This is a genomic window from Streptomyces sp. NPDC001890 (genome assembly GCF_042891445.1).
Taxonomy (GTDB): Bacteria; Actinomycetota; Actinomycetes; order Streptomycetales; family Streptomycetaceae; genus Streptomyces.
Genome location: NZ_JBIATE010000010.1, coordinates 180,771 through 198,698, shown reverse-complemented (window position 1 = coordinate 198,698; position 17,928 = coordinate 180,771). Strand labels below are relative to the sequence as shown.

Annotated in this window: 18 protein-coding genes; 16 read left to right on the top strand and 2 right to left on the bottom strand. The window is 70.1% G+C overall.

What is annotated here, in order from left to right; translation table 11 throughout:
• Positions 1-142 precede the first annotated feature (142 nt).
• A complete protein-coding gene (locus ACFYY1_RS24400) occupies positions 143-316 on the bottom strand; it encodes a hypothetical protein (RefSeq protein WP_164495334.1) in 174 nt (57 codons plus the stop codon).
• Between the two features lie 373 nt (positions 317-689).
• Between ACFYY1_RS24400 and ACFYY1_RS24395 the strand changes: the two genes are divergently transcribed.
• From ACFYY1_RS24395 to ACFYY1_RS24380, 4 genes are all read left to right on the top strand, one after another.
• Positions 690-1,343 carry a response regulator transcription factor gene (locus tag ACFYY1_RS24395; protein WP_072485872.1) on the top strand — a complete coding sequence of 218 codons (654 nt, stop codon included), beginning with the start codon at positions 690-692 and terminating at the stop codon, positions 1,341-1,343.
• A gap of 6 nt (positions 1,344-1,349) precedes the next feature.
• Positions 1,350-2,579 carry a sensor histidine kinase gene (locus ACFYY1_RS24390; RefSeq protein ID WP_388589056.1) on the top strand — a complete coding sequence of 410 codons (1,230 nt, stop codon included), beginning with the start codon at positions 1,350-1,352 and terminating at the stop codon, positions 2,577-2,579.
• A 405-nt stretch (positions 2,580-2,984) separates the two neighbouring features.
• Complete coding sequence (locus tag ACFYY1_RS24385) at positions 2,985-3,281, top strand: DUF4193 domain-containing protein (RefSeq protein ID WP_003965732.1); 297 nt, start codon at positions 2,985-2,987, stop codon at positions 3,279-3,281.
• A gap of 12 nt (positions 3,282-3,293) precedes the next feature.
• Positions 3,294-4,271, top strand: a complete 978-nt coding sequence (locus ACFYY1_RS24380; RefSeq protein ID WP_388589053.1) for a hypothetical protein — start codon at positions 3,294-3,296, stop codon at positions 4,269-4,271.
• A 253-nt stretch (positions 4,272-4,524) separates the two neighbouring features.
• Here ACFYY1_RS24380 and ACFYY1_RS24375 read toward each other — a convergent pair whose 3' ends face one another.
• Positions 4,525-4,980: a DUF3093 domain-containing protein gene (locus tag ACFYY1_RS24375; RefSeq protein ID WP_388589050.1), complete on the bottom strand. Its 456-nt coding sequence runs from the start codon at positions 4,978-4,980 to the stop codon at positions 4,525-4,527.
• 58 nt (positions 4,981-5,038) lie between these two features.
• Here ACFYY1_RS24375 and ACFYY1_RS24370 point away from each other — a divergent pair, with 58 nt between their 5' ends.
• The 12 genes from ACFYY1_RS24370 to ACFYY1_RS24315 all read left to right on the top strand — a co-directional run bounded on the left by ACFYY1_RS24370 (position 5,039) and on the right by ACFYY1_RS24315 (position 17,791).
• Positions 5,039-5,623, top strand: coding sequence for a PaaI family thioesterase (locus ACFYY1_RS24370; protein ID WP_388589047.1), 585 nt, complete (start codon positions 5,039-5,041; stop codon positions 5,621-5,623).
• Positions 5,623-6,156 carry a dUTP diphosphatase gene (gene dut, locus ACFYY1_RS24365; protein ID WP_388589045.1) on the top strand — a complete coding sequence of 178 codons (534 nt, stop codon included), beginning with the start codon at positions 5,623-5,625 and terminating at the stop codon, positions 6,154-6,156. Before ACFYY1_RS24370 ends, dut begins: the two co-directional genes overlap by 1 nt.
• A 1-nt stretch (position 6,157) precedes the next feature.
• Positions 6,158-6,931: a DUF3710 domain-containing protein gene (locus ACFYY1_RS24360; RefSeq protein WP_388589043.1), complete on the top strand. Its 774-nt coding sequence runs from the start codon at positions 6,158-6,160 to the stop codon at positions 6,929-6,931.
• A gap of 358 nt (positions 6,932-7,289) precedes the next feature.
• The gene (gene kdpF, locus ACFYY1_RS24355; RefSeq protein WP_078075662.1) at positions 7,290-7,379 is read left to right on the top strand and encodes a K(+)-transporting ATPase subunit F; all 90 of its coding nucleotides are present in this window, start codon (positions 7,290-7,292) and stop codon (positions 7,377-7,379) included.
• Between the two features lie 7 nt (positions 7,380-7,386).
• The gene (gene kdpA / locus ACFYY1_RS24350) at positions 7,387-9,051 is read left to right on the top strand and encodes a potassium-transporting ATPase subunit KdpA (RefSeq protein ID WP_388589040.1); all 1,665 of its coding nucleotides are present in this window, start codon (positions 7,387-7,389) and stop codon (positions 9,049-9,051) included.
• Positions 9,048-11,174 carry a potassium-transporting ATPase subunit KdpB gene (gene kdpB / locus ACFYY1_RS24345; RefSeq protein ID WP_388589037.1) on the top strand — a complete coding sequence of 709 codons (2,127 nt, stop codon included), beginning with the start codon at positions 9,048-9,050 and terminating at the stop codon, positions 11,172-11,174. Before kdpA ends, kdpB begins: the two co-directional genes overlap by 4 nt.
• A gap of 22 nt (positions 11,175-11,196) precedes the next feature.
• A complete protein-coding gene (locus ACFYY1_RS24340) occupies positions 11,197-11,859 on the top strand; it encodes a potassium-transporting ATPase subunit C (protein ID WP_388589034.1) in 663 nt (220 codons plus the stop codon).
• A gap of 237 nt (positions 11,860-12,096) precedes the next feature.
• A complete protein-coding gene (locus tag ACFYY1_RS24335) occupies positions 12,097-12,846 on the top strand; it encodes an ABC transporter ATP-binding protein (protein WP_388589031.1) in 750 nt (249 codons plus the stop codon).
• Positions 12,847-13,066: 220 nt separating this feature from the next.
• Entirely contained in the window at positions 13,067-15,610 is a 2,544-nt protein-coding gene (locus ACFYY1_RS24330) for an ATP-binding protein (protein WP_388589028.1), read from the top strand.
• A 140-nt stretch (positions 15,611-15,750) separates the two neighbouring features.
• Entirely contained in the window at positions 15,751-16,443 is a 693-nt protein-coding gene (locus ACFYY1_RS24325; RefSeq protein ID WP_388589026.1) for a response regulator, read from the top strand.
• A 157-nt stretch (positions 16,444-16,600) separates the two neighbouring features.
• Positions 16,601-17,017, top strand: coding sequence for an OB-fold nucleic acid binding domain-containing protein (locus ACFYY1_RS24320; RefSeq protein WP_388589023.1), 417 nt, complete (start codon positions 16,601-16,603; stop codon positions 17,015-17,017).
• 3 nt (positions 17,018-17,020) lie between these two features.
• Positions 17,021-17,791 carry a DUF3159 domain-containing protein gene (locus ACFYY1_RS24315; RefSeq protein WP_388589021.1) on the top strand — a complete coding sequence of 257 codons (771 nt, stop codon included), beginning with the start codon at positions 17,021-17,023 and terminating at the stop codon, positions 17,789-17,791.
• Positions 17,792-17,928: the final 137 nt, after the last annotated feature.

The following is a 17,928-nucleotide window of genomic DNA, read 5'->3' as shown; positions in this document are numbered from 1 at the left end:
GGGGCGCCCCCGCCCCCCCGCGCCCCCCCCGGGCGGCGGGCGGGGCGCGCCCCCCCCCCCCGGGCCGGGGGGGCCCCCCCCCCCCGGCCCCGGCCCCCCCCCCCCCCCCCCCGCCCGGGGGGCCCCCCCCCCCGCGCCGGGCTCAGACGCTGGTGGCGCCGATTTCGACGCCGTGCTCGGCGGCGAGGCGGTGCAGGTCGTCCAGCTCGCTCTGCTCGACGTCCGCGAGGAAGTCGTCGCCCGTCTCCCGAGCTCTGGTGAGGTCGTACTCGGTGGTCTTGATCCGCTGCAGCAGACCTGCGGTGAAAGCGTCCATAATGCGCCCCCTCATCGTGGGTCGGTGGCACGGGGGTGTGCCCGGGGTTTCCCTCCGCACGGAGGCGGTAGGGCGGGTGATCACGCGCTCTCCGGGGACGGAGTGGCCTGTGGCACGCCAACATTCAAGGCGTGATCTCGGGTGTGAATGCGTCCTCCCCGGGCCGGAACCCGGGGAAACCTCAACTGGCCCGAAAATCCGGTGAATTCCGCCGAGCCCCAGGTCGCGGGGCGTCGTCTTACCGCCGGTTTATGCGCGTTGAGGGCAGGATGGTGCCGCACAGATCCGTGCCGACGGATGTCCTGACCACGCACTGTGGGCACTCCGGGACGTTCTGAAGTTTCTACACAGGTTCCTAAGGAAGGACAGCGCCGTGCGCGTACTCGTCGTGGAGGACGAGCAACTGCTCGCCGATGCGGTGGCCACCGGATTGCGCCGGGAGGCCATGGCCGTCGATGTCGTGTACGACGGTGCGGCGGCCCTGGAGCGCATCGAGGTCAACGACTACGACGTCGTCGTGCTGGACCGGGACCTCCCCCTGGTCCACGGCGACGACGTCTGCCGTCGGATCGTCGAGCTGGGCATGCCCACCCGGGTGCTGATGCTCACCGCGTCGGGCGACGTCAGCGACCGCGTCGAGGGCCTGGAGCTGGGTGCCGACGACTACCTGCCCAAGCCGTTCGCCTTCAGCGAGCTCACCGCGCGGGTGCGGGCGCTCGGCCGGCGTACGACGGTGGCCCTGCCGCCCGTCCTGGAGCGGGCCGGCATCAAGCTCGACCCCAACCGGCGCGAGGTCTTCCGGGGCGAGACGGAGGTCCAGCTCGCACCGAAGGAGTTCGCCGTGCTGGAGGTCCTGATGCGCAGCGAGGGCGCGGTCGTCTCGGCCGAGCAGCTGCTGGAGAAGGCCTGGGACGAGAACACCGACCCGTTCACCAATGTCGTCCGGGTGACGGTCATGACGCTGCGCCGGAAACTCGGCGAGCCGCCGGTGATCGTCACGGTGCCCGGTTCCGGCTACCGGATCTGACGGCCGATGCCCACCGCCCCCGCGCCGCCGTCGGCGCCCCCGAAGCCCACCTGGGAGCCCAAACAGCAGGAGCCCCCCTACTGGCTGCGCCCGACCATCCGGATACGGCTCACGCTGCTCTACGGCGGCATGTTCCTGATCGCCGGCATCCTGCTGCTGTCGATCATCTACATGCTGGCCGCGCAGGCCCTGCACGTGGGCAGCGAGCTGCCGTTCCAGATCGTCAACGGGCAGGTCCGCAGCGATGTCTGCAACCTGCCGGAGAAGGCATCGCCGGAAGCCTTCAACGCGGCGATGAACTCCTGCGTCAACCATCAGCGGCAGCAGGCGCTCGACACGCTCCTGAACCGCTCGCTGCTGGCCCTGGTGGGACTGAGCGTCATTGCCTTCGCCTTCGGCTACGCGATGGCCGGGCGCGTGCTCTCGCCGCTGGGCCGGATCACCCGCACCGCCCGCCGGGTGGCCGGGACCGACCTGTCCCGCCGGATCGAGCTGGACGGCCCGGACGACGAGCTGAAGGAGCTCGCCGACACCTTCGACGAGATGCTCGACCGCCTGGAGCGGGCCTTCACCGCCCAGCAGCGGTTCGTCGGCAACGCGTCGCACGAGCTGCGCACGCCGCTCGCGATCAACCGCACGCTGCTGGAGGTCCACCTGTCCGACCCCCAGGCCCCGCCGGAGCTGAAACAGCTCGGCAAGACCCTGCTGGCCACCAACGAGCGCAGTGAGCAGCTGGTCGAGGGCCTGCTGCTGCTGGCCCGCAGCGACAACCAGATCGTCGAGCGCAAACCGGTCGACCTCGCGGAGGTCGCCTCGCGCGCGATCGACCAGACCCGTGGCGAGGCCGAGGAACGAGGCGTGGAGATCCGCGGCGAGCGTGCCCCGGCCGTCGTCCAGGGCAACGGCGTCCTGCTGGAGCGGATCGCGCTGAACCTCGTACAGAACGCCGTGCGCTACAACGTCCCGGAGGAGGGCTGGGTGGAGGTCACCACCGAGCTCCAGGGCGGCCAGGCCCTGCTGGTGGTCTCGAACACCGGTCCAGTGGTGCCGGCGTACGAGATCGACAACCTCTTCGAGCCCTTCAGACGGCTCCGTACGGAGCGAACGGGCAGCGACAAGGGGGTCGGGCTCGGCCTGTCGATCGCGCGCTCCGTGGCGCGCGCACACGGCGGCCGTATCATCGCGGAGCCCCGCGAAGGGGGTGGTCTTGTGATGCGCGTCTCACTGCCTGTCTGAGACGGCAGGGCGGACCGGTCCGGGTGCGAATTAATTTGTTCGCTTTGAGCGGAATTTTCGGGACCTGCGTCCGGATCGTCCGTGTGTGATCGATCACAGGAGCGAATTTCGGACCGTCAACGCTCCGTGATCAGGGGCCCCACCGGAAAACCCGCAAAAGTCGGGGTTTTCGGGGCCCGATATCACGGGAAGTACACGGGGTGGCGCCCGTGAAGCGCGACACCGGGACCGTGTACGGTCCCCATCGCCACCCAAGCCGGCCACTCCCGAGCGGCCCTTTTGGGTGTCGATTGAGTAACAGACCTTGATGTGAGGCAAAATCTCCGCCTCGGGTCGGGCACAAGTCCGGCCTCTCACGCGTTACGTGCGCTGAGACACCGCAGACACCCAGAGGGGGAGAGCGACATGGCAACGGATTACGACACCCCACGCAAGACCGATGACGACGTCGACCAGGACAGCCTCGAAGAACTCAAGGCTCGCCGGAGCGACAAGACGGCGTCCGCCGTCGACGTCGACGAATTCGACGCGGCCGAAGGACTGGAGCTGCCCGGCGCAGACCTGTCCAACGAAGAGCTGGCCGTCAGGGTCCTGCCCAAGCAGGCCGACGAGTTCACGTGCATGAGCTGCTTCCTCGTGCACCACAGGAGCCAGCTGGCACGCGAGAAGAACGGCCAGCCGATCTGCCGCGACTGCGACTAGGTCGCACCGGCCGTGGCAGGCGACACACCGTTCCGGAAGCGGCGCTTGCGGCGCAAGAGGTCGTCGGAGGCGTATCAGGGCGGCACAGGCCCGGCAGAAGGCGTGACAACGCCTGCCGAGCGGTCCGCCCTGCCACCCTCCCAGGGCGAGCGGGACGGCGAGCGAGGCCGGTCGGCCTCGCTCGAAGCAGTCGTCGCGGCCATCGAAGAAGCGCACGCGGCGATCGAGGAAGTCGACGCGGCCGATGGGGCCGGACAGGTCGACAGGACGGAGCCCGTGACCGGGGCAGGCCGTCTGAGTTCAGTGAAACGGGGCGTACGCAAGGGCGGGGAGAGCGCCAAGGCGGCGATCGGTCATATCGCCGACCTGATCATCGAGAACGCTCCCCGCGTCCCTGTGCGCGATCTCGCCACCCTGCGCAAGCAGTTCCCCGGGCTCGGCCCGGAGGAGCTCGCCGACAAGCTCATCGCAGGCGCGAGCAAGGGCACCGCCACCATCGGCGCAGGAATCGGCGCGGCGGCGATGATGCCCGTACCGCCCGCCATGCTCGCCGAGCTGGCGGCGGAGATCACCGGTGTGGCCGCGATCGAGATGAAGCTCGTCGCCGAGTTGCACGAGGTCTACGGACAGCGCCCGCCGGGCGGGCTCGGTCGGCGTTCCAGCGCCTACCTCACGTCCTGGACGGAGGAGCGCGGAATCGATGCCGCCCACCCCGCGACGGTCAACGCCGCGCTGGGCGGCCAGATGAAGCGCGAGCTGCGCCAGCAGATCATGAAGCGCATGGCACGCGATCTGCCCAACCTGGTCCCGTTCATGATCGGCGCCGCCGTCGGCGCGATGATGAACCGGCGCGACACCAGAAAGCTCGCCGAGCGCGTCAGGAAGGACCTGCGCAAGCGCCAGGTCCCCTGGGACCGGCTACCGGAGTTGCCTCCGCTGGAGCGGCAGGTGGGCCCGCGCGGACCCCTGCCGGGCGAGCTGGAGGCCTGAGGGCTGTCCCGTAATCCCTGGCGGGCGTGCGACGACAGGCAAGGCACCCCGCCGCGTTGTCGGAACGCCCGAATACGCCCAGTGTTCGGGCGTCCCTCCGCCTTGCGATGCACCGCGTCCGACGCCGCACGCTGATCCACCAGGGATTACGGGACAGCCCTCAGGGTCCTTCGTTCGGATCATGCCCCAGGGATGCAGGGGCTGTGAACGGCCCTGACGGCCCGGCCGAGGGCCTGGGCCGTCCCCGCCCGGATCAGGCGCGTACGGCCGTGAGCGCCGCCACCAGGGCCTGCGGCTCGCGGGTCGAGAGATAGACGTACGGGGTCGGGTCCTGCGGGTCGGTGATCTCCACCCGGACCGCCGTCGGGATGTAGCTGCGCAGCAGCATGAACGCCCGGGTGTCCGCCTTGTACGTGCGCCACGCGCGCGCCTCCTCCCCCTCCAGCACCTCGGCCTCGCCGAGCGCCGTCACGGGGATCCGCGCGTCGCCGGCGACCAGGGCGCCCGCCACGACCCGGATCCTGGCCGAGCCGTACGAGCTCACCGCGACCGCCGACAGGGCCGTGCCGCCCACCAGGCCGGCCAGCAGCGGCAGGGTGCCGAGCGGAAGCAGCATCAGCGCACAGGCGATGCCGACCAGGAAGGCGATGAGCCACCACGAACGGGGTGCGGTCAGTCGTTCGTCGAAAGGCGGGGTGGAAGGCTGCATGAGCCCAAGCTTGGCACGGCGCGACCCGCGGGTAGCCGCGCGGGTAAGGTCTGCGCCTGTGAGTGGAACATCTGCGGCTCTGAAGCCCCCGGCCGACGCGGTGAAACCGGTCCGGCACCCCGAAGCCCCCGCCCCCGGCGAACTCCTCGGCGCGCACTACGAACACTGTTTCGGCTGCGGCGAGGGACAGCAGCACGGGCTGCACCTCCAGGCGCGGGCCGGCGACGGTGTCGGCGTCACCGCCGAGTTCACCGTGAAGGCCGCCCATCAGGGTGCCCCGGGGCTGGCGCACGGCGGCATCCTGACCACCGCGCTGGACGAGACGCTCGGCTCGCTGAACTGGCTCCTGCGGGTGATCGCCGTGACCGGACGGCTGGAGACCGACTTCGTGCGTCCGGTGCCGGTGGACACCGTGCTGTACCTCGACGCCGAGATAACCGCGGTGCACGGCCGGAAGATCTACTCCCGGGCGACCGGCCGGATCGGCGGGCCGGACGGGCCCGTGGCGGTCCGCGCCGAGGCCCTCTTCATCGAGGTCAAGGTCGACCACTTCATCGAGAACGGCCGCCCGGCCGAGATCCAGGCGGCGATGGCCGACCCGGACCAGGTCAGGCGTGCCCGTGCCTTCGAGGTGAACCCCTGATGCGCCGGTCCGTGGACGTACTGATCCGCCGGGTCGACCCGGACGTGCCGATTCCGGCCTATGGGCACCCGGGCGACGCCGGGGTGGACCTCGTGACCACCGAGGCCGTCGAGCTCGCTCCCGGCGAGCGCGCGGTGCTGCCCACCGGGGTGTCGATCGCGCTGCCCGACGGATACGCCGCGTTCGTCCACGCGCGCTCCGGCCTCGCCGCACGCTGCGGAGTCGCCCTGGTGAATGCCCCGGGGACGGTTGATGCCGGGTACCGTGGAGAGATCAAGGTGATCGTCATCAACCTCGACCCGCGAGAGCCCGTGCGGTTCGAGCGGTTCGACCGGATTGCCCAACTGGTCGTCCAGCAGGTCGAGAAGGTGCGCTTCCACGAGGTGGCGGAGCTGCCGGGCTCGGCCCGCGGCGAGGGAGGCTTCGGATCCACCGGAGGGCATGCCTCCGGTGATGTCGATGGCGTCAGGGGCGGGAACACCCAGGGCGGGAACAGCTACGCTTCGGTCGTACCCGACCGGGAAGGACAGTGACGTGTTCGGACGTCGCAAGAAGAGTGGTTCCGCCGAGGACGCGGCGGACGAAGCGCGCGAGGCCGAGCAGGTCGTCGACGAGCTCGATGGCACCGACGCCGCCGACAGCGGCTCGCGTCGGGTGAACCTCCCGCCGGCGCCGCGGCCGGACGGACCGTGGGACATCTCCGAGGTCTCCCAGCCCGCCGAGGGCCGGGTCGATCTGGGCGGCATCTTCGTGCCCGGCGTCGAGGGCATGGAACTGCGCGTGGAGGTGGCCGGTGACGCGATCGTCGCCGCGACCGTGGTGCTGCGCGACAGCGCCGTCCAGCTCCAGGCCTTCGCCGCGCCCAAGAAGGAGGGCATCTGGGGCGAGGTCCGCGAGGAGATCGCCTCCGGCATCACCCAGCAGGGCGGGATCATCGACGAGGTCGAGGGCCCGCTGGGCTGGGAGCTGCGTGCCCAGGTCCCCGTACAGCTCCCGGACGGGACGAACGGCGTGCAGCTGGTGCGTTTCGTCGGCGTCGACGGTCCGCGCTGGTTCCTGCGCGGAGTGATCTCCGGCCAGGGCGCCGTGCAGCCGGAGGCCGCCGGGCTGCTGGAGACGATCTTCCGGGACACCGTGGTCGTCCGGGGCGAGGGTCCCATGGCGCCGCGCGACCCGATCGTCCTCAAGCTGCCCAACGATGCCCAGATGGTCCCCGAAGGGGTCCAGCAGGAGAGCCAGGAGAGCTCGAAGTTCTCCGGTGGCATGGGCCAGCTCCAGCGCGGACCCGAGATCACCGAGGTGCGCTGAACGGGTCCGGGCAGCCGCCCGGCACAGCTTCGGCCGGTGGGCCGTATCCCCTTGCGAGGGGGTGCGGCCCACCGGCCGTTCTGCGTCAGGAGCGGTTTCCGGACAGTGCGACGAGCAGCGCACGGAAGGCGTGCGTATGGGGCGCGTATGGGGCACGTATGTGCGCCGTCAAGGGCCCGCCGTTCCCCGTAAGGAAGACATCAACGCAGGCCAGAAGGGGCGTGGCGGGAGGTTTGCTCAAGAGGTCCGAGAATCCGTACCTCATCTAGGAGCACACGATGGCCGATGTGGCCTTCGTCGTCACCACGATCGCGGTCTTCGCGCTGGTGGCTCTCGTCGCCAAGGGGGTGGCGAAGCTGTGACTGCCGAGAACATCGTCGGTCTGGTAGTGGCCGTCGCCCTGCTGGGCTATCTCGTCCTCGCCCTTCTGTACCCCGAGAGGTTCTGAGCGCGATATGAGCCCCGTCCTCGCTGGTGTGCTCCAGGTCCTCGCGCTCGTGGTGGCGCTGGGGCTGGCGTACCGTCCGCTCGGCGACTACATGGCCGGCGTCTACTCCTCGACGAAGCATCTCCGGGTCGAGAAGTGGATGTACAAGGCCGTCGGCGCCGACCCGAACACGCAGATGCGCTGGCCCGCGTATCTGCGCGGGGTGCTCGCCTTCTCCGCGGTGAGCGTCCTCTTCCTCTATCTGCTGCAGCGGCTCCAGGGCTCGCTGCCCGGTTCGCTCGGCTTCGCCTCGATCGACCCGGACCAGGCGTTCAACACGGCCGCGTCGTTCGTCGCCAACACCAACTGGCAGTCGTACTACGGCGAGCAGGCCATGGGCCACGTCGTGCAGACCGGCGGCCTCGCGGTGCAGAACTTCGTCTCGGCCGCCGTCGGCATGGCCGTGGCGGTGGCCCTCGTACGCGGCTTCGCACGCTCCCGCACCGGTGAACTCGGCAACTTCTGGTCCGACCTGGTGCGCGGCACCGTACGGATCCTGCTGCCGATAGCCGCGGTCGGTGCGCTGCTGCTGGTGGCGTGCGGCGCGATCCAGAACTTCGCCGGCATCCACGAGGTCGGGCAGTTCATGGGCGGCTCGCAGCAGTGGAACGGTGGCGCTGTGGCCTCCCAGGAGGCCATCAAGGAGCTGGGGACGAACGGTGGCGGATACTTCAACGCCAACTCGTCCCACCCGTTCGAGAACCCCAACGGGCTTTCCAACCTCCTTGAGATCTTCCTGATCCTGGTCATCCCCTTCGCGCTGACCCGGACCTTCGGCCGGATGGTCGGCTCGCTCAAGCAGGGTTACGCGATCCTCGCGACGATGGGCGTCATCTGGCTGGGCTTCACCACCCTGATGATGTGGACCGAATTCGCCCACCACGGGCCCGCGTTCGACATCGCGGGCGGGGCCATGGAGGGCAAGGAGACCCGGTTCGGGATCGCCGGCTCGTCGATCTTCGCGGTGGCCACGACCCTCACCTCCACCGGTGCGGTGAACTCCTTCCACTCCTCGTACACCGGCTTCGGCGGCGGGATCACCATGCTGGGCATGCAGCTCGGCGAGATCGCGCCCGGAGGCGTCGGCTCCGGCCTCTACGGGATGCTCGTCATGGCGATCATCGCGGTGTTCATCGCCGGGCTGATGGTCGGCCGTACGCCGGAGTACCTCGGCAAGAAGATCGGCACCCGTGAGATCAAGCTCGCGGCCTGCTACATCCTGATCACCCCGACGCTGGTGCTCTGCTTCACCGCTGCGGCGATGGCGCTGCCCACCCCGCCCCACTCGATGACCAACACCGGCGCACACGGATTCTCCGAGATCCTCTACGCCTACACCTCGGGCGCGAACAACAACGGTTCGGCGTTCGCCGGGCTCAACGCGGACACGCAGTGGTTCAACACCACGATCGGTCTCGCGATGCTGCTCGGCCGGTTCCTGCCGATGGTGTTCATCCTGGCGCTGGCCGGCTCGCTCGCCGAGCAGAAGCCCGTACCGGCGACCGTGGGAACCCTCGGCACGCACAAGCCGCTGTTCAGCGGACTGCTGGTCGGCACGATCCTGATCATCACCGGGCTGACCTACTTCCCGGCCCTGGCGCTGGGGCCGCTGGCCGAAGGGCTGGCGTCATGACCACTCGTACGGAGCAAGAGGACTCGATGTCCACTGTCACCCCCACCCGGGCACCGCACCAGGACGCGCCCACGGGTCACCAGAGCGAAGGACGCGTCGGCGCGGGCCTGTTCGACCCCGCGCAGCTGATCCGGTCCTTCCCCGACGCCGTACGCAAGCTCGACCCCCGGGTGATGGTCAAGTCCCCGGTCATGTTCGTCGTGCTGATCGGTTCGGTGTTCACCACCGTGCTGGCGTGCCTGGACCCGGGGGAGTGGTTCGGCTGGGCGATCGCGGCCTGGCTCTGGCTGACCACGATCTTCGCCAACCTGGCGGAGGCGGTCGCCGAGGGCCGTGGCAAGGCGCAGGCCGACACGCTTCGCAAGGCCAAGACCGACACCGTCGCCCGGCGGCTGATCGGCAGGAACGAGGAGCGGGTGCCCGGCACCGACCTGCACGTCGGTGATCTGGTGGTCTGCGAGGCCGGTGACATCATCCCCGGCGACGGAGACGTCGTCGAGGGCGTCGCGAGCGTCGACGAATCCGCGATCACCGGCGAGTCCGCCCCGGTCATCCGGGAGTCCGGCGGTGACCGGAGCGCCGTTACCGGAGGTACGAAGGTGCTCTCCGACCGCATCGTCGTCAAGATCACCACCAAGCCCGGTGAGACGTTCATCGACCGGATGATCGCCCTGGTCGAGGGCGCCGCCCGGCAGAAGACGCCCAACGAGATCGCGCTGAACATCCTCCTCGCGTCCCTCACCATCGTCTTCCTGCTCGCCGTCGTCACCCTCCAGCCCTTCGCGATCTACGCCGGGCAGCGGCAGTCGATGATCGTGCTGACCGCGCTGCTGGTCTGTCTGATCCCGACGACGATCGGCGCACTGCTCTCCGCGATCGGCATCGCCGGCATGGACCGCCTGGTGCAGCGCAATGTGCTCGCCATGTCGGGGCGGGCCGTCGAGGCCGCCGGGGACGTCTCGACGCTGCTGCTGGACAAGACCGGCACCATCACGCTCGGCAACCGGCAGGCCGCCGAATTCGTACCCGTCAAGGGCACGACGGAGGCCGAACTGGCCGACGCGGCCCAGCTCTCCTCGCTGGCCGACGAGACGCCGGAGGGCCGCTCGATCGTCGTGCTCGCCAAGGAGAAGTACGGGCTGCGCGAGCGCCACCAGGGCGAGCTGCGGCACGCCGAGTGGGTCGCGTTCACCGCCCAGACGCGCATGTCCGGCGTCGACGTGGACGGGCGCAAGGTCCGCAAGGGTGCCACCGGTTCGGTCGTCGCCTGGGTCAAGGAGCGCGGCGGCAGCGTCTCGCCGGACGCGCAGGTACTCACCGACAGGATCTCCGAGGCGGGCGGCACGCCGCTGCTGGTGGCCCTGGAGGACGAGCAGGGGGCCCGGGTCCTGGGTGTCATCCACCTCAAGGACGTCGTCAAGGAGGGCATGCGGGAGCGGTTCGACGAGCTGCGCCGGATGGGCATCCGTACGGTCATGATCACCGGCGACAACCCGCTGACCGCGAAGGCCATCGCCGATGAGGCCGGCGTCGACGACTTCCTCGCCGAGGCCACGCCCGAGGACAAGATGGCCCTCATCAAGCGGGAGCAGGCGGGCGGCAAGCTCGTCGCGATGACCGGCGACGGCACGAACGACGCCCCGGCGCTCGCCCAGGCCGATGTCGGCGTGGCCATGAACACCGGCACCTCGGCCGCCAAGGAGGCCGGGAACATGGTGGACCTGGACTCCAACCCCACGAAGCTGATCGAGATCGTCGAGATCGGCAAGCAGCTGCTCATCACGCGTGGCGCCCTGACCACCTTCTCGATCGCCAACGACGTCGCGAAGTACTTCGCGATCATCCCCGCGATGTTCGCCGTGGTCTATCCGGGCCTGGACAAGCTCAACATCATGCAGCTGTCCTCGCCCCAGTCCGCGATCCTGTCGGCCGTCGTCTTCAACGCGCTGATCATCGTCGCGCTGGTGCCGCTCGCCCTGAAGGGCGTGCGCTACCGGCCCAGCAGCGCCGATTCGATGCTCCGGCGCAACCTCGGGATCTACGGACTCGGCGGTCTGGTCGCCCCGTTCATCGGCATCAAGATCATCGACATGATCATCTCCCTCGTACCCGGGCTGAACTGAATCCAGGAATCGGCTGACCTCCATGAACAACTCCGTAGCAAACACCGCCCGGTTGCTCTGGGCCGGGCTGCGCGCCCTGCTCGTCCTCACCGTCGTCTGCGGCGTGCTCTACCCGCTCGCCGTCACCGGCGTCGCCCAGGGCATCTTCCCCGACAAGGCCAACGGCTCCGAGATCACCGAGAACGGCGAGGTCGTCGGCTCCGAACTCATCGGCCAGCGCTACGACCTGCCGCTGAAGAAGGGGCAGGAGACCGCGGCCCCGGACCTCAAGTGGTTCCAGCCGCGCCCCTCCAACGGCCTGGGCACCAACAGCGTCAACACCCAGTACAAGCTGATCCTCTCCGGCGCGACCAACCGCTCCGGCGACAACAAGGAACTCATCGACTGGGTGAAGGCCGCCAAGGCCGCCGTGGTCAAGGACAACTCCGTCCCGGGCCACACGGTCAGCCCCTCGGACGTGCCGGCCGACGCCGTCACCTCCTCCGGTTCCGGCCTCGACCCGGCCATCTCCCCGGAGTACGCGCAGCTCCAGGTGCGCCGGGTGGCCGAGCGGAACCACCTCCCCGTCGGTCAGGTGGAGAAGCTCGTCGAACAGCACACCGACGGCCGGATCCTGGGCTTCGTGGGGGAGCCGAGGGTCAATGTCCTCCAGCTCAACATCGCGCTCAAGCAGCTGGTGAAGTGAGCGATGAAGTGAGCAGGGCCTGAGAAGGCCGGACGTGGCGGGGCGCCGGGCCGGACCCGGCGTCCCGCCACGCCCGTTTCCCCGGTGACGGCGTCCCGTCACGCCTGCTTCCCCTGTCCCTGCCCGGCGCCGAGGACGGCCACATCGGTGTCCGGCGGTCGCCGGCCATTGTCGAGCGCTGTGTGCATTGCACATACTGGCCGACTACGGGGACCGAGCACGTTTACGGGGAGAGACATGACCGAGCGCACCGACCGGGCGGGCACCGACGGGCAGGGCGGTACCGCAGTCGCGGAGCAACCGGCCGACGGGCCCATGGTCCGGGTCGAGGACCTGCACCGTTCGTACGGCTCCGGTGCCGGAGCGGTGCACGCGCTGCGGGGGGTGTCCTTCGAGGTTCCGCGTGGTGAGCTGGTCGCGCTCAAGGGCCGCTCGGGCTCGGGCAAGACGACCCTCCTCAACCTGCTCGGCGGGCTCGACAGCCCCGACGGCGGCCGGATCACCGTCGACGGCACGGACCTCGCCGAGCTCGGCGAGGACGGACGCCTGGCCATGCGCCGGGACCGGATCGGCTTCATCTTCCAGTCGTTCGGGCTCATCCCGATCCTGACCGCGGCGGAGAACGTCGGCGTGCCCATGCGGCTGCGCAAGGCGGACCCGCAGGAGCGCGAGGACCGGGTGGCGCTGCTGCTCTCCCTGGTCGGCCTCGCCGACCACGCGGCCCAGCGCCCCGGCGAGCTGTCCGGAGGCCAGCAGCAGCGCGTCGCCATCGCCCGCGCACTCGCCAACCGGCCCGCCCTGCTGATCGCGGACGAGCCGACCGGGCAGCTCGACGCGGAGACCGGGCTCGCGGTGATGGAGCTGCTCCGGGCGGTGGTGCGGAGCGAGGGCGTCACGGCACTGGTGGCGACCCACGACGCCCAGCTGCTGGGGCTGGCGGACCGGGTGCTGGAACTGAGCGACGGCCACATCGTCGAGGACGCGTAGGGGGCGGAGCCGCCGGGCGCCTTCCGGGGCGCGCCAAGTGGCTGGTCCACGGCCCGGCCACGGCCGTCCGCGGTCCCTCCATGGCCCGTCCGCGGCGTCAGAATCCTGTCAATTCGGTCCCTCGCCCCACCCGCTGCCCCATTTGTCGACAATCTGCGGGGTAACTTCGAAGCGGCTGCCGCATCGGACGCAGCCGGGTTCAAGAGAAGACAATGGGGCCATGGCACGCGGCAAGCTTCGGATCTACCTGGGTGCGGCACCCGGCGTCGGCAAGACGTACGCGATGCTCTCCGAGGCCCATCGACGGGTGGAGCGGGGCACCGACTGCGTCGTCGCCTTCGTGGAGCACCACGACCGGCCACGCACCGAGGTCATGCTGCACGGCCTGGAACAGGTCCGGCGCCGCGAGATCGAGTACCGCTCCGCCGTCTTCACCGAGATGGACGTCGACGCGGTCCTGGAGCGAGCCCCCGCCGTCGCCCTGGTGGACGAACTGGCGCACACCAATGTGCCGGGCTCCCGCAACGCCAAGCGCTGGCAGGACGTCGAGGAACTCCTCCAGGCCGGCATAGACGTGGTGTCCACCGTCAACATCCAGCACCTGGAGTCGCTCGGGGACGTCGTCGAGGCCATAACCGGCGTACGGCAGCGCGAGACCGTCCCCGACGAGGTGGTCCGCCGGGCCGACCAGCTCGAACTCGTCGACATGTCGCCCCAGGCGCTGCGCCGCCGGATGGCCCACGGCAACATCTACAAGCCGGACCGGATCGACGCCTCGCTGTCCAACTACTTCCGCCCCGGCAACCTGACCGCCCTGCGCGAGCTGGCCCTGCTCTGGGTCGCCGACCGGGTCGACGAATACCTCCAGCAGTACCGCGGCGAGCACAACATCCGCACCACCTGGCAGGCCCGCGAACGCATCGTCGTCGGACTCACCGGCGGCCCCGAGGGCCGTACGCTCATCCGCCGCGCGTCCCGGATGGCGGCCAAGGGCTCGGGCAGCGAGATCCTCGCCGTGTACATCGCCCGCAGCGACGGGCTGACCTCCGCGTCCCCCAAGGAACTCACCGTCCAGCGCACCCTCGTGGAGGACCTAGGCGGCACGTTCCACCACGTCATAGGCGACGACATACCCTCGGCGCTCCTCGAATTCGCCCGGGGGGTGAATGCCACGCAGATCGTCCTCGGCTCCAGCCGCCGCAAGGCCTGGCAGTACATCTACGGGCCCGGGGTGGGCGCCACCGTCGCCCGGGAGTCCGGCCCCGACCTCGACGTCCACATCGTCACCCACGAAGAGGTCGCCAAGGGCCGCGGCCTGCCCATCGCCCGCGGTGCCCGGCTGGGCCGGGTCCGGATCATCTGGGGCTGGGTGGTCGGGGTGGGCGGCCCGGCCCTCCTCACCCTGCTCCTGAGCGGCCTCGGCAATGGTCCGGGGCTCGCCAACGACGTACTGCTCTTCCTCTTCATGACGGTCGCCGCGGCCCTGATCGGCGGACTGCTGCCCGCCCTCGCCTCGGCCGCCGCCGGCTCGCTGCTGCTGAACTACTGGTTCACCCCGCCCACCCACACCCTGACGGTGCAGGACCCGGAGAACTTCGTCGCCATCGTGATCTTCTTCGCGGTGGCGGTCTCGGTCGCCTCGGTCGTCGATCTGGCGGCCCGCCGCACCCATCAGGCGGCCCGGCTGCGCGCCGAGTCGGAGATCCTCTCCTTCCTGGCGGGCAGTGTGCTGCGCGGCGAGACGACGCTGGACGCACTCCTGGACCGGGTCCGCGAGACCTTCGGCATGGAGTCCGTCGCCCTGCTGGAACGCCGGAGCGACGTCGACCCGTGGACATGTGCCGGGAGCGTCGGGCCGGGCCCGGTGACCCGGCCGGAGGACGCCGATGTGGACATGCCCGTCGGCGACCACATGGCGCTGGCGCTCTCCGGGCGGGTGCTGCCCGCCGAGGACCGGCGGGTGCTCGGCGCGTTCGCCGCGCAGGCCGCCGTCGTACTGGAGCGGGAGCGCCTGGTCGACGAGGCGGAGGAGGCCCGGCGGCTCGCCGAGGGCAACCGGATCAGGACGGCGCTGCTCGCCGCCGTCAGCCACGATCTGCGTACCCCGCTCGCCGCCATCAAGGCCGCCGTCAGCTCCCTGCGCTCCGACGACGTCGCCTGGTCCGAGGAGGACCAGGCCGAACTGCTGGAGGGCATCGAGAACGGCGCCGACCGCCTCGATCACCTCGTGGGCAACCTCCTGGACATGTCCCGGCTCCAGACCGGCACCGTCACCCCGCTGATCCGCGAGATCGATCTCGACGAGGTGGTCCCGATGGCGCTCGGCGGCGTCCCCGAGGACAGCGTCGACCTGGACATCCCGGAGACCCTGCCGATGGTCGAGGTCGACCCCGGGCTGCTGGAACGGGCCGTCGCCAACATCGTCGAGAACGCCGTGAAGTACAGCCGCTACGCGGAACGCGTCACCGTGGCCGCCAGCGCGCTCGGCGAACGCGTCGAGCTACGGGTGGCCGACCGCGGCCCCGGAGTCCCCGACGAGGCCAAGGAGCGCATCTTCGAGCCCTTCCAGCGCTACGGCGACGCCCCGCGCGGCGCGGGCGTCGGACTGGGGCTCGCCGTGGCCCGCGGCTTCGTGGAGTCCATGGGCGGCACGCTGGACGCCGAGGACACCCCCGGCGGCGGCCTCACCATGGTGCTGACCCTCAAGGCGGCGTCGGGATACGTTCCGGTCAGCCCCGACCTGCCCGCACGGGTCATCTCATGACCGTGCGGGACACTTCATGACCACGCGGCACGGTCACCGCACGACCACGCAGTCCGTCGCATGACCATGACCACGCAGTTCACCTCATGATCTCCGGTACGTCCCGGGAGATCGCCGTACAGCAGAAAGGCAGGGCCCCCATGACCCGGGTGCTTGTGGTCGACGACGAGCCGCAGATCGTACGCGCCCTCGTGATCAACCTGAAGGCGCGCAAGTACGAGGTGGACGCGGCGCCCGACGGCGCGACCGCCCTCCAGCTCGCCGCCGCCCGCCACCCCGACGTCGTCGTCCTCGACCTCGGGCTGCCGGACATGGACGGCGTCGAGGTGATCAGGGGGCTGCGCGGCTGGACCCGGGTGCCGATCCTCGTCCTGTCCGCCCGCCACACCTCCGACGAGAAGGTGGAGGCCCTGGACGCCGGTGCGGACGACTACGTCACCAAGCCGTTCGGCATGGACGAGCTGCTGGCCCGGTTGCGCGCCTCGGTCCGCCGCGCCGAACCCGTCGGGCAGCAGGGCTCCGACGACGTCGTGATCGTCGAGACCGAGGGGTTCACCGTCGACCTGGCGGCGAAGAAGGTCCACCGCGAGGGACGCGACGTGCGGCTCACCCCCACCGAGTGGCACCTGTTGGAGGTCCTGGTCCGCAACAGCGGCCGGCTGGTCAGCCAGAAGCAGCTGCTCCAGGAGGTCTGGGGGCCGTCGTACGGCACCGAGACCAACTACCTGCGGGTCTACATGGCCCAGCTGCGGCGCAAGCTGGAGGCCGACCCGTCGCACCCCCGGCACTTCGTCACCGAACCGGGCATGGGGTACCGCTTCGAGCGTGGCTGAACGAGCGGCGGGGCAGGTGGGGCGGCCGGGTGGCCGGGCCGCCCCACCGCGATCGGCGAGGGCGGCCGGCCCGCCTTCCGGGACCCGTCCCCGGTCACTCGTTCGAGTGAGACCGTCGACACCCGCTCGGAGCAGCCGGGACCGGTACCCTTCGGGTATGAGTGCTGTTCCTCGATCCGACAAGTCCGGCAGGGCGGACAAGCCGTCCGGCCGCTTCCGGCGGATGCTCGACCGGCTGTCCACCTCCCAGGAGGACCTCGAGTCCGAGGAGCTGCAGGAGGACTCGCAGGCCTCGGGCTGCACGCGGATCTCCGAATGCACCGACCGCCAGATCGTGAAGGTGACTGGTACCTTGCGGACCGTCACCCTGCGGCCGCGCGCCGGAGTGCCCGCCCTGGAGGCCGAGCTCTTCGACGGCACCGCTCCGCTGGACGTTGTCTGGCTGGGCCGGCGCTCCATCGTGGGCATAGAGCCGGGCCGCAAGCTCATCGCCTCGGGCCGGATCGCCATGAGTCACGGGCGCCGGGTGCTGTTCAACCCCAAATACGAACTCCGACCGCTCGGCAAGGAGTAGCCGGTGACGTCTCTCGACAAGCCGACGTCCGACACGGACCGCACCACCCGCACCGATCAGCAGGATGCCGAGGCGAAGACGGTCACCGAGGCCGCGCTCTTCGAGGCGTTCGGCGGTGTCCGGGGCATGGTGGAGACAGTCCTTCCCGGGCTGCTGTTCGTCACCATCTTCACGATCAACAAGGATCTGCACAGCTCGGCCATCGCGGCCCTGGTGGTGTCCCTGGTCCTCGTCGCCGTGCGGCTGATCCGGAAGGACACCGTCAAGCACGCCTTCAGCGGCGTCTTCGGTGTGGCCTTCGGCGTGGTCTTCGCGATGATGACGGGCAACGCCAAGGACTTCTATCTGCCGGGCATGCTCTACACGCTCGGCCTGGCCCTGGCCTACCTGGTCACCACCCTCGCCGGGATGCCGCTGATCGGTCTGATCCTGGGGCCGGTGTTCAAGGAGAACCTCTCCTGGCGCACCAGGAACCCCGGCCGCAAGAAGGCGTACGCCAAGGCCAGCTACGCCTGGGGCCTGATCCTGCTCGCCAAGTGCGCGATCCTCTTCCCGCTGTACTGGTGGGCCGACACCACGCAGCTCGGCTGGGTCCTGGTCGCCCTGAAGATCCCGCCGTTCCTGCTCGCGGTCTATCTGACCTGGGTCTTCCTCGCCAAGGCTCCGCCGCCCATCGACGTCTTCGCCGAGATGGAGGCCGAGGAGCAGGCGGAGAAGGACCGCAAGGCGGCCGAGGCCGCAGCGGCGGCCGCGGCGCGCGACCAGCAGTTCTGAGACCGAGACCGAGCCGTACGTACGGGAGGGGCCCGGAACCGTGTCACACGGTTCCGGGCCCCTCCCCTTATTTGGGCCCCCATGACCCCCGGCGGGGGAGTGGTCCGCGTGGCCCCGGCGCCCCCACCGCCCGTCCT

What these genes read in the sequence shown, in the direction of transcription:
- ACFYY1_RS24320 (WP_388589023.1), top strand. Translation starts at nt 16,601, where the DNA reads ATGAGTGCTGTTCCTCGATCCGACAAGTCCGGCAGGGCGGACAAGCCG.
- ACFYY1_RS24340 (WP_388589034.1), top strand. Translation starts at nt 11,197, where the DNA reads ATGAACAACTCCGTAGCAAACACCGCCCGGTTGCTCTGGGCCGGGCTG.
- ACFYY1_RS24335 (WP_388589031.1), top strand. Translation starts at nt 12,097, where the DNA reads ATGACCGAGCGCACCGACCGGGCGGGCACCGACGGGCAGGGCGGTACC.
- ACFYY1_RS24330 (WP_388589028.1), top strand. Translation starts at nt 13,067, where the DNA reads ATGGCACGCGGCAAGCTTCGGATCTACCTGGGTGCGGCACCCGGCGTC.
- ACFYY1_RS24390 (WP_388589056.1), top strand. Translation starts at nt 1,350, where the DNA reads ATGCCCACCGCCCCCGCGCCGCCGTCGGCGCCCCCGAAGCCCACCTGG.
- ACFYY1_RS24385 (WP_003965732.1), top strand. Translation starts at nt 2,985, where the DNA reads ATGGCAACGGATTACGACACCCCACGCAAGACCGATGACGACGTCGAC.
- dut (WP_388589045.1), top strand. Translation starts at nt 5,623, where the DNA reads ATGCGCCGGTCCGTGGACGTACTGATCCGCCGGGTCGACCCGGACGTG.
- kdpB (WP_388589037.1), top strand. Translation starts at nt 9,048, where the DNA reads ATGACCACTCGTACGGAGCAAGAGGACTCGATGTCCACTGTCACCCCC.
- ACFYY1_RS24400 (WP_164495334.1), bottom strand. Translation starts at nt 316, where the DNA reads ATGGACGCTTTCACCGCAGGTCTGCTGCAGCGGATCAAGACCACCGAG.
- ACFYY1_RS24375 (WP_388589050.1), bottom strand. Translation starts at nt 4,980, where the DNA reads ATGCAGCCTTCCACCCCGCCTTTCGACGAACGACTGACCGCACCCCGT.
- kdpA (WP_388589040.1), top strand. Translation starts at nt 7,387, where the DNA reads ATGAGCCCCGTCCTCGCTGGTGTGCTCCAGGTCCTCGCGCTCGTGGTG.
- ACFYY1_RS24325 (WP_388589026.1), top strand. Translation starts at nt 15,751, where the DNA reads ATGACCCGGGTGCTTGTGGTCGACGACGAGCCGCAGATCGTACGCGCC.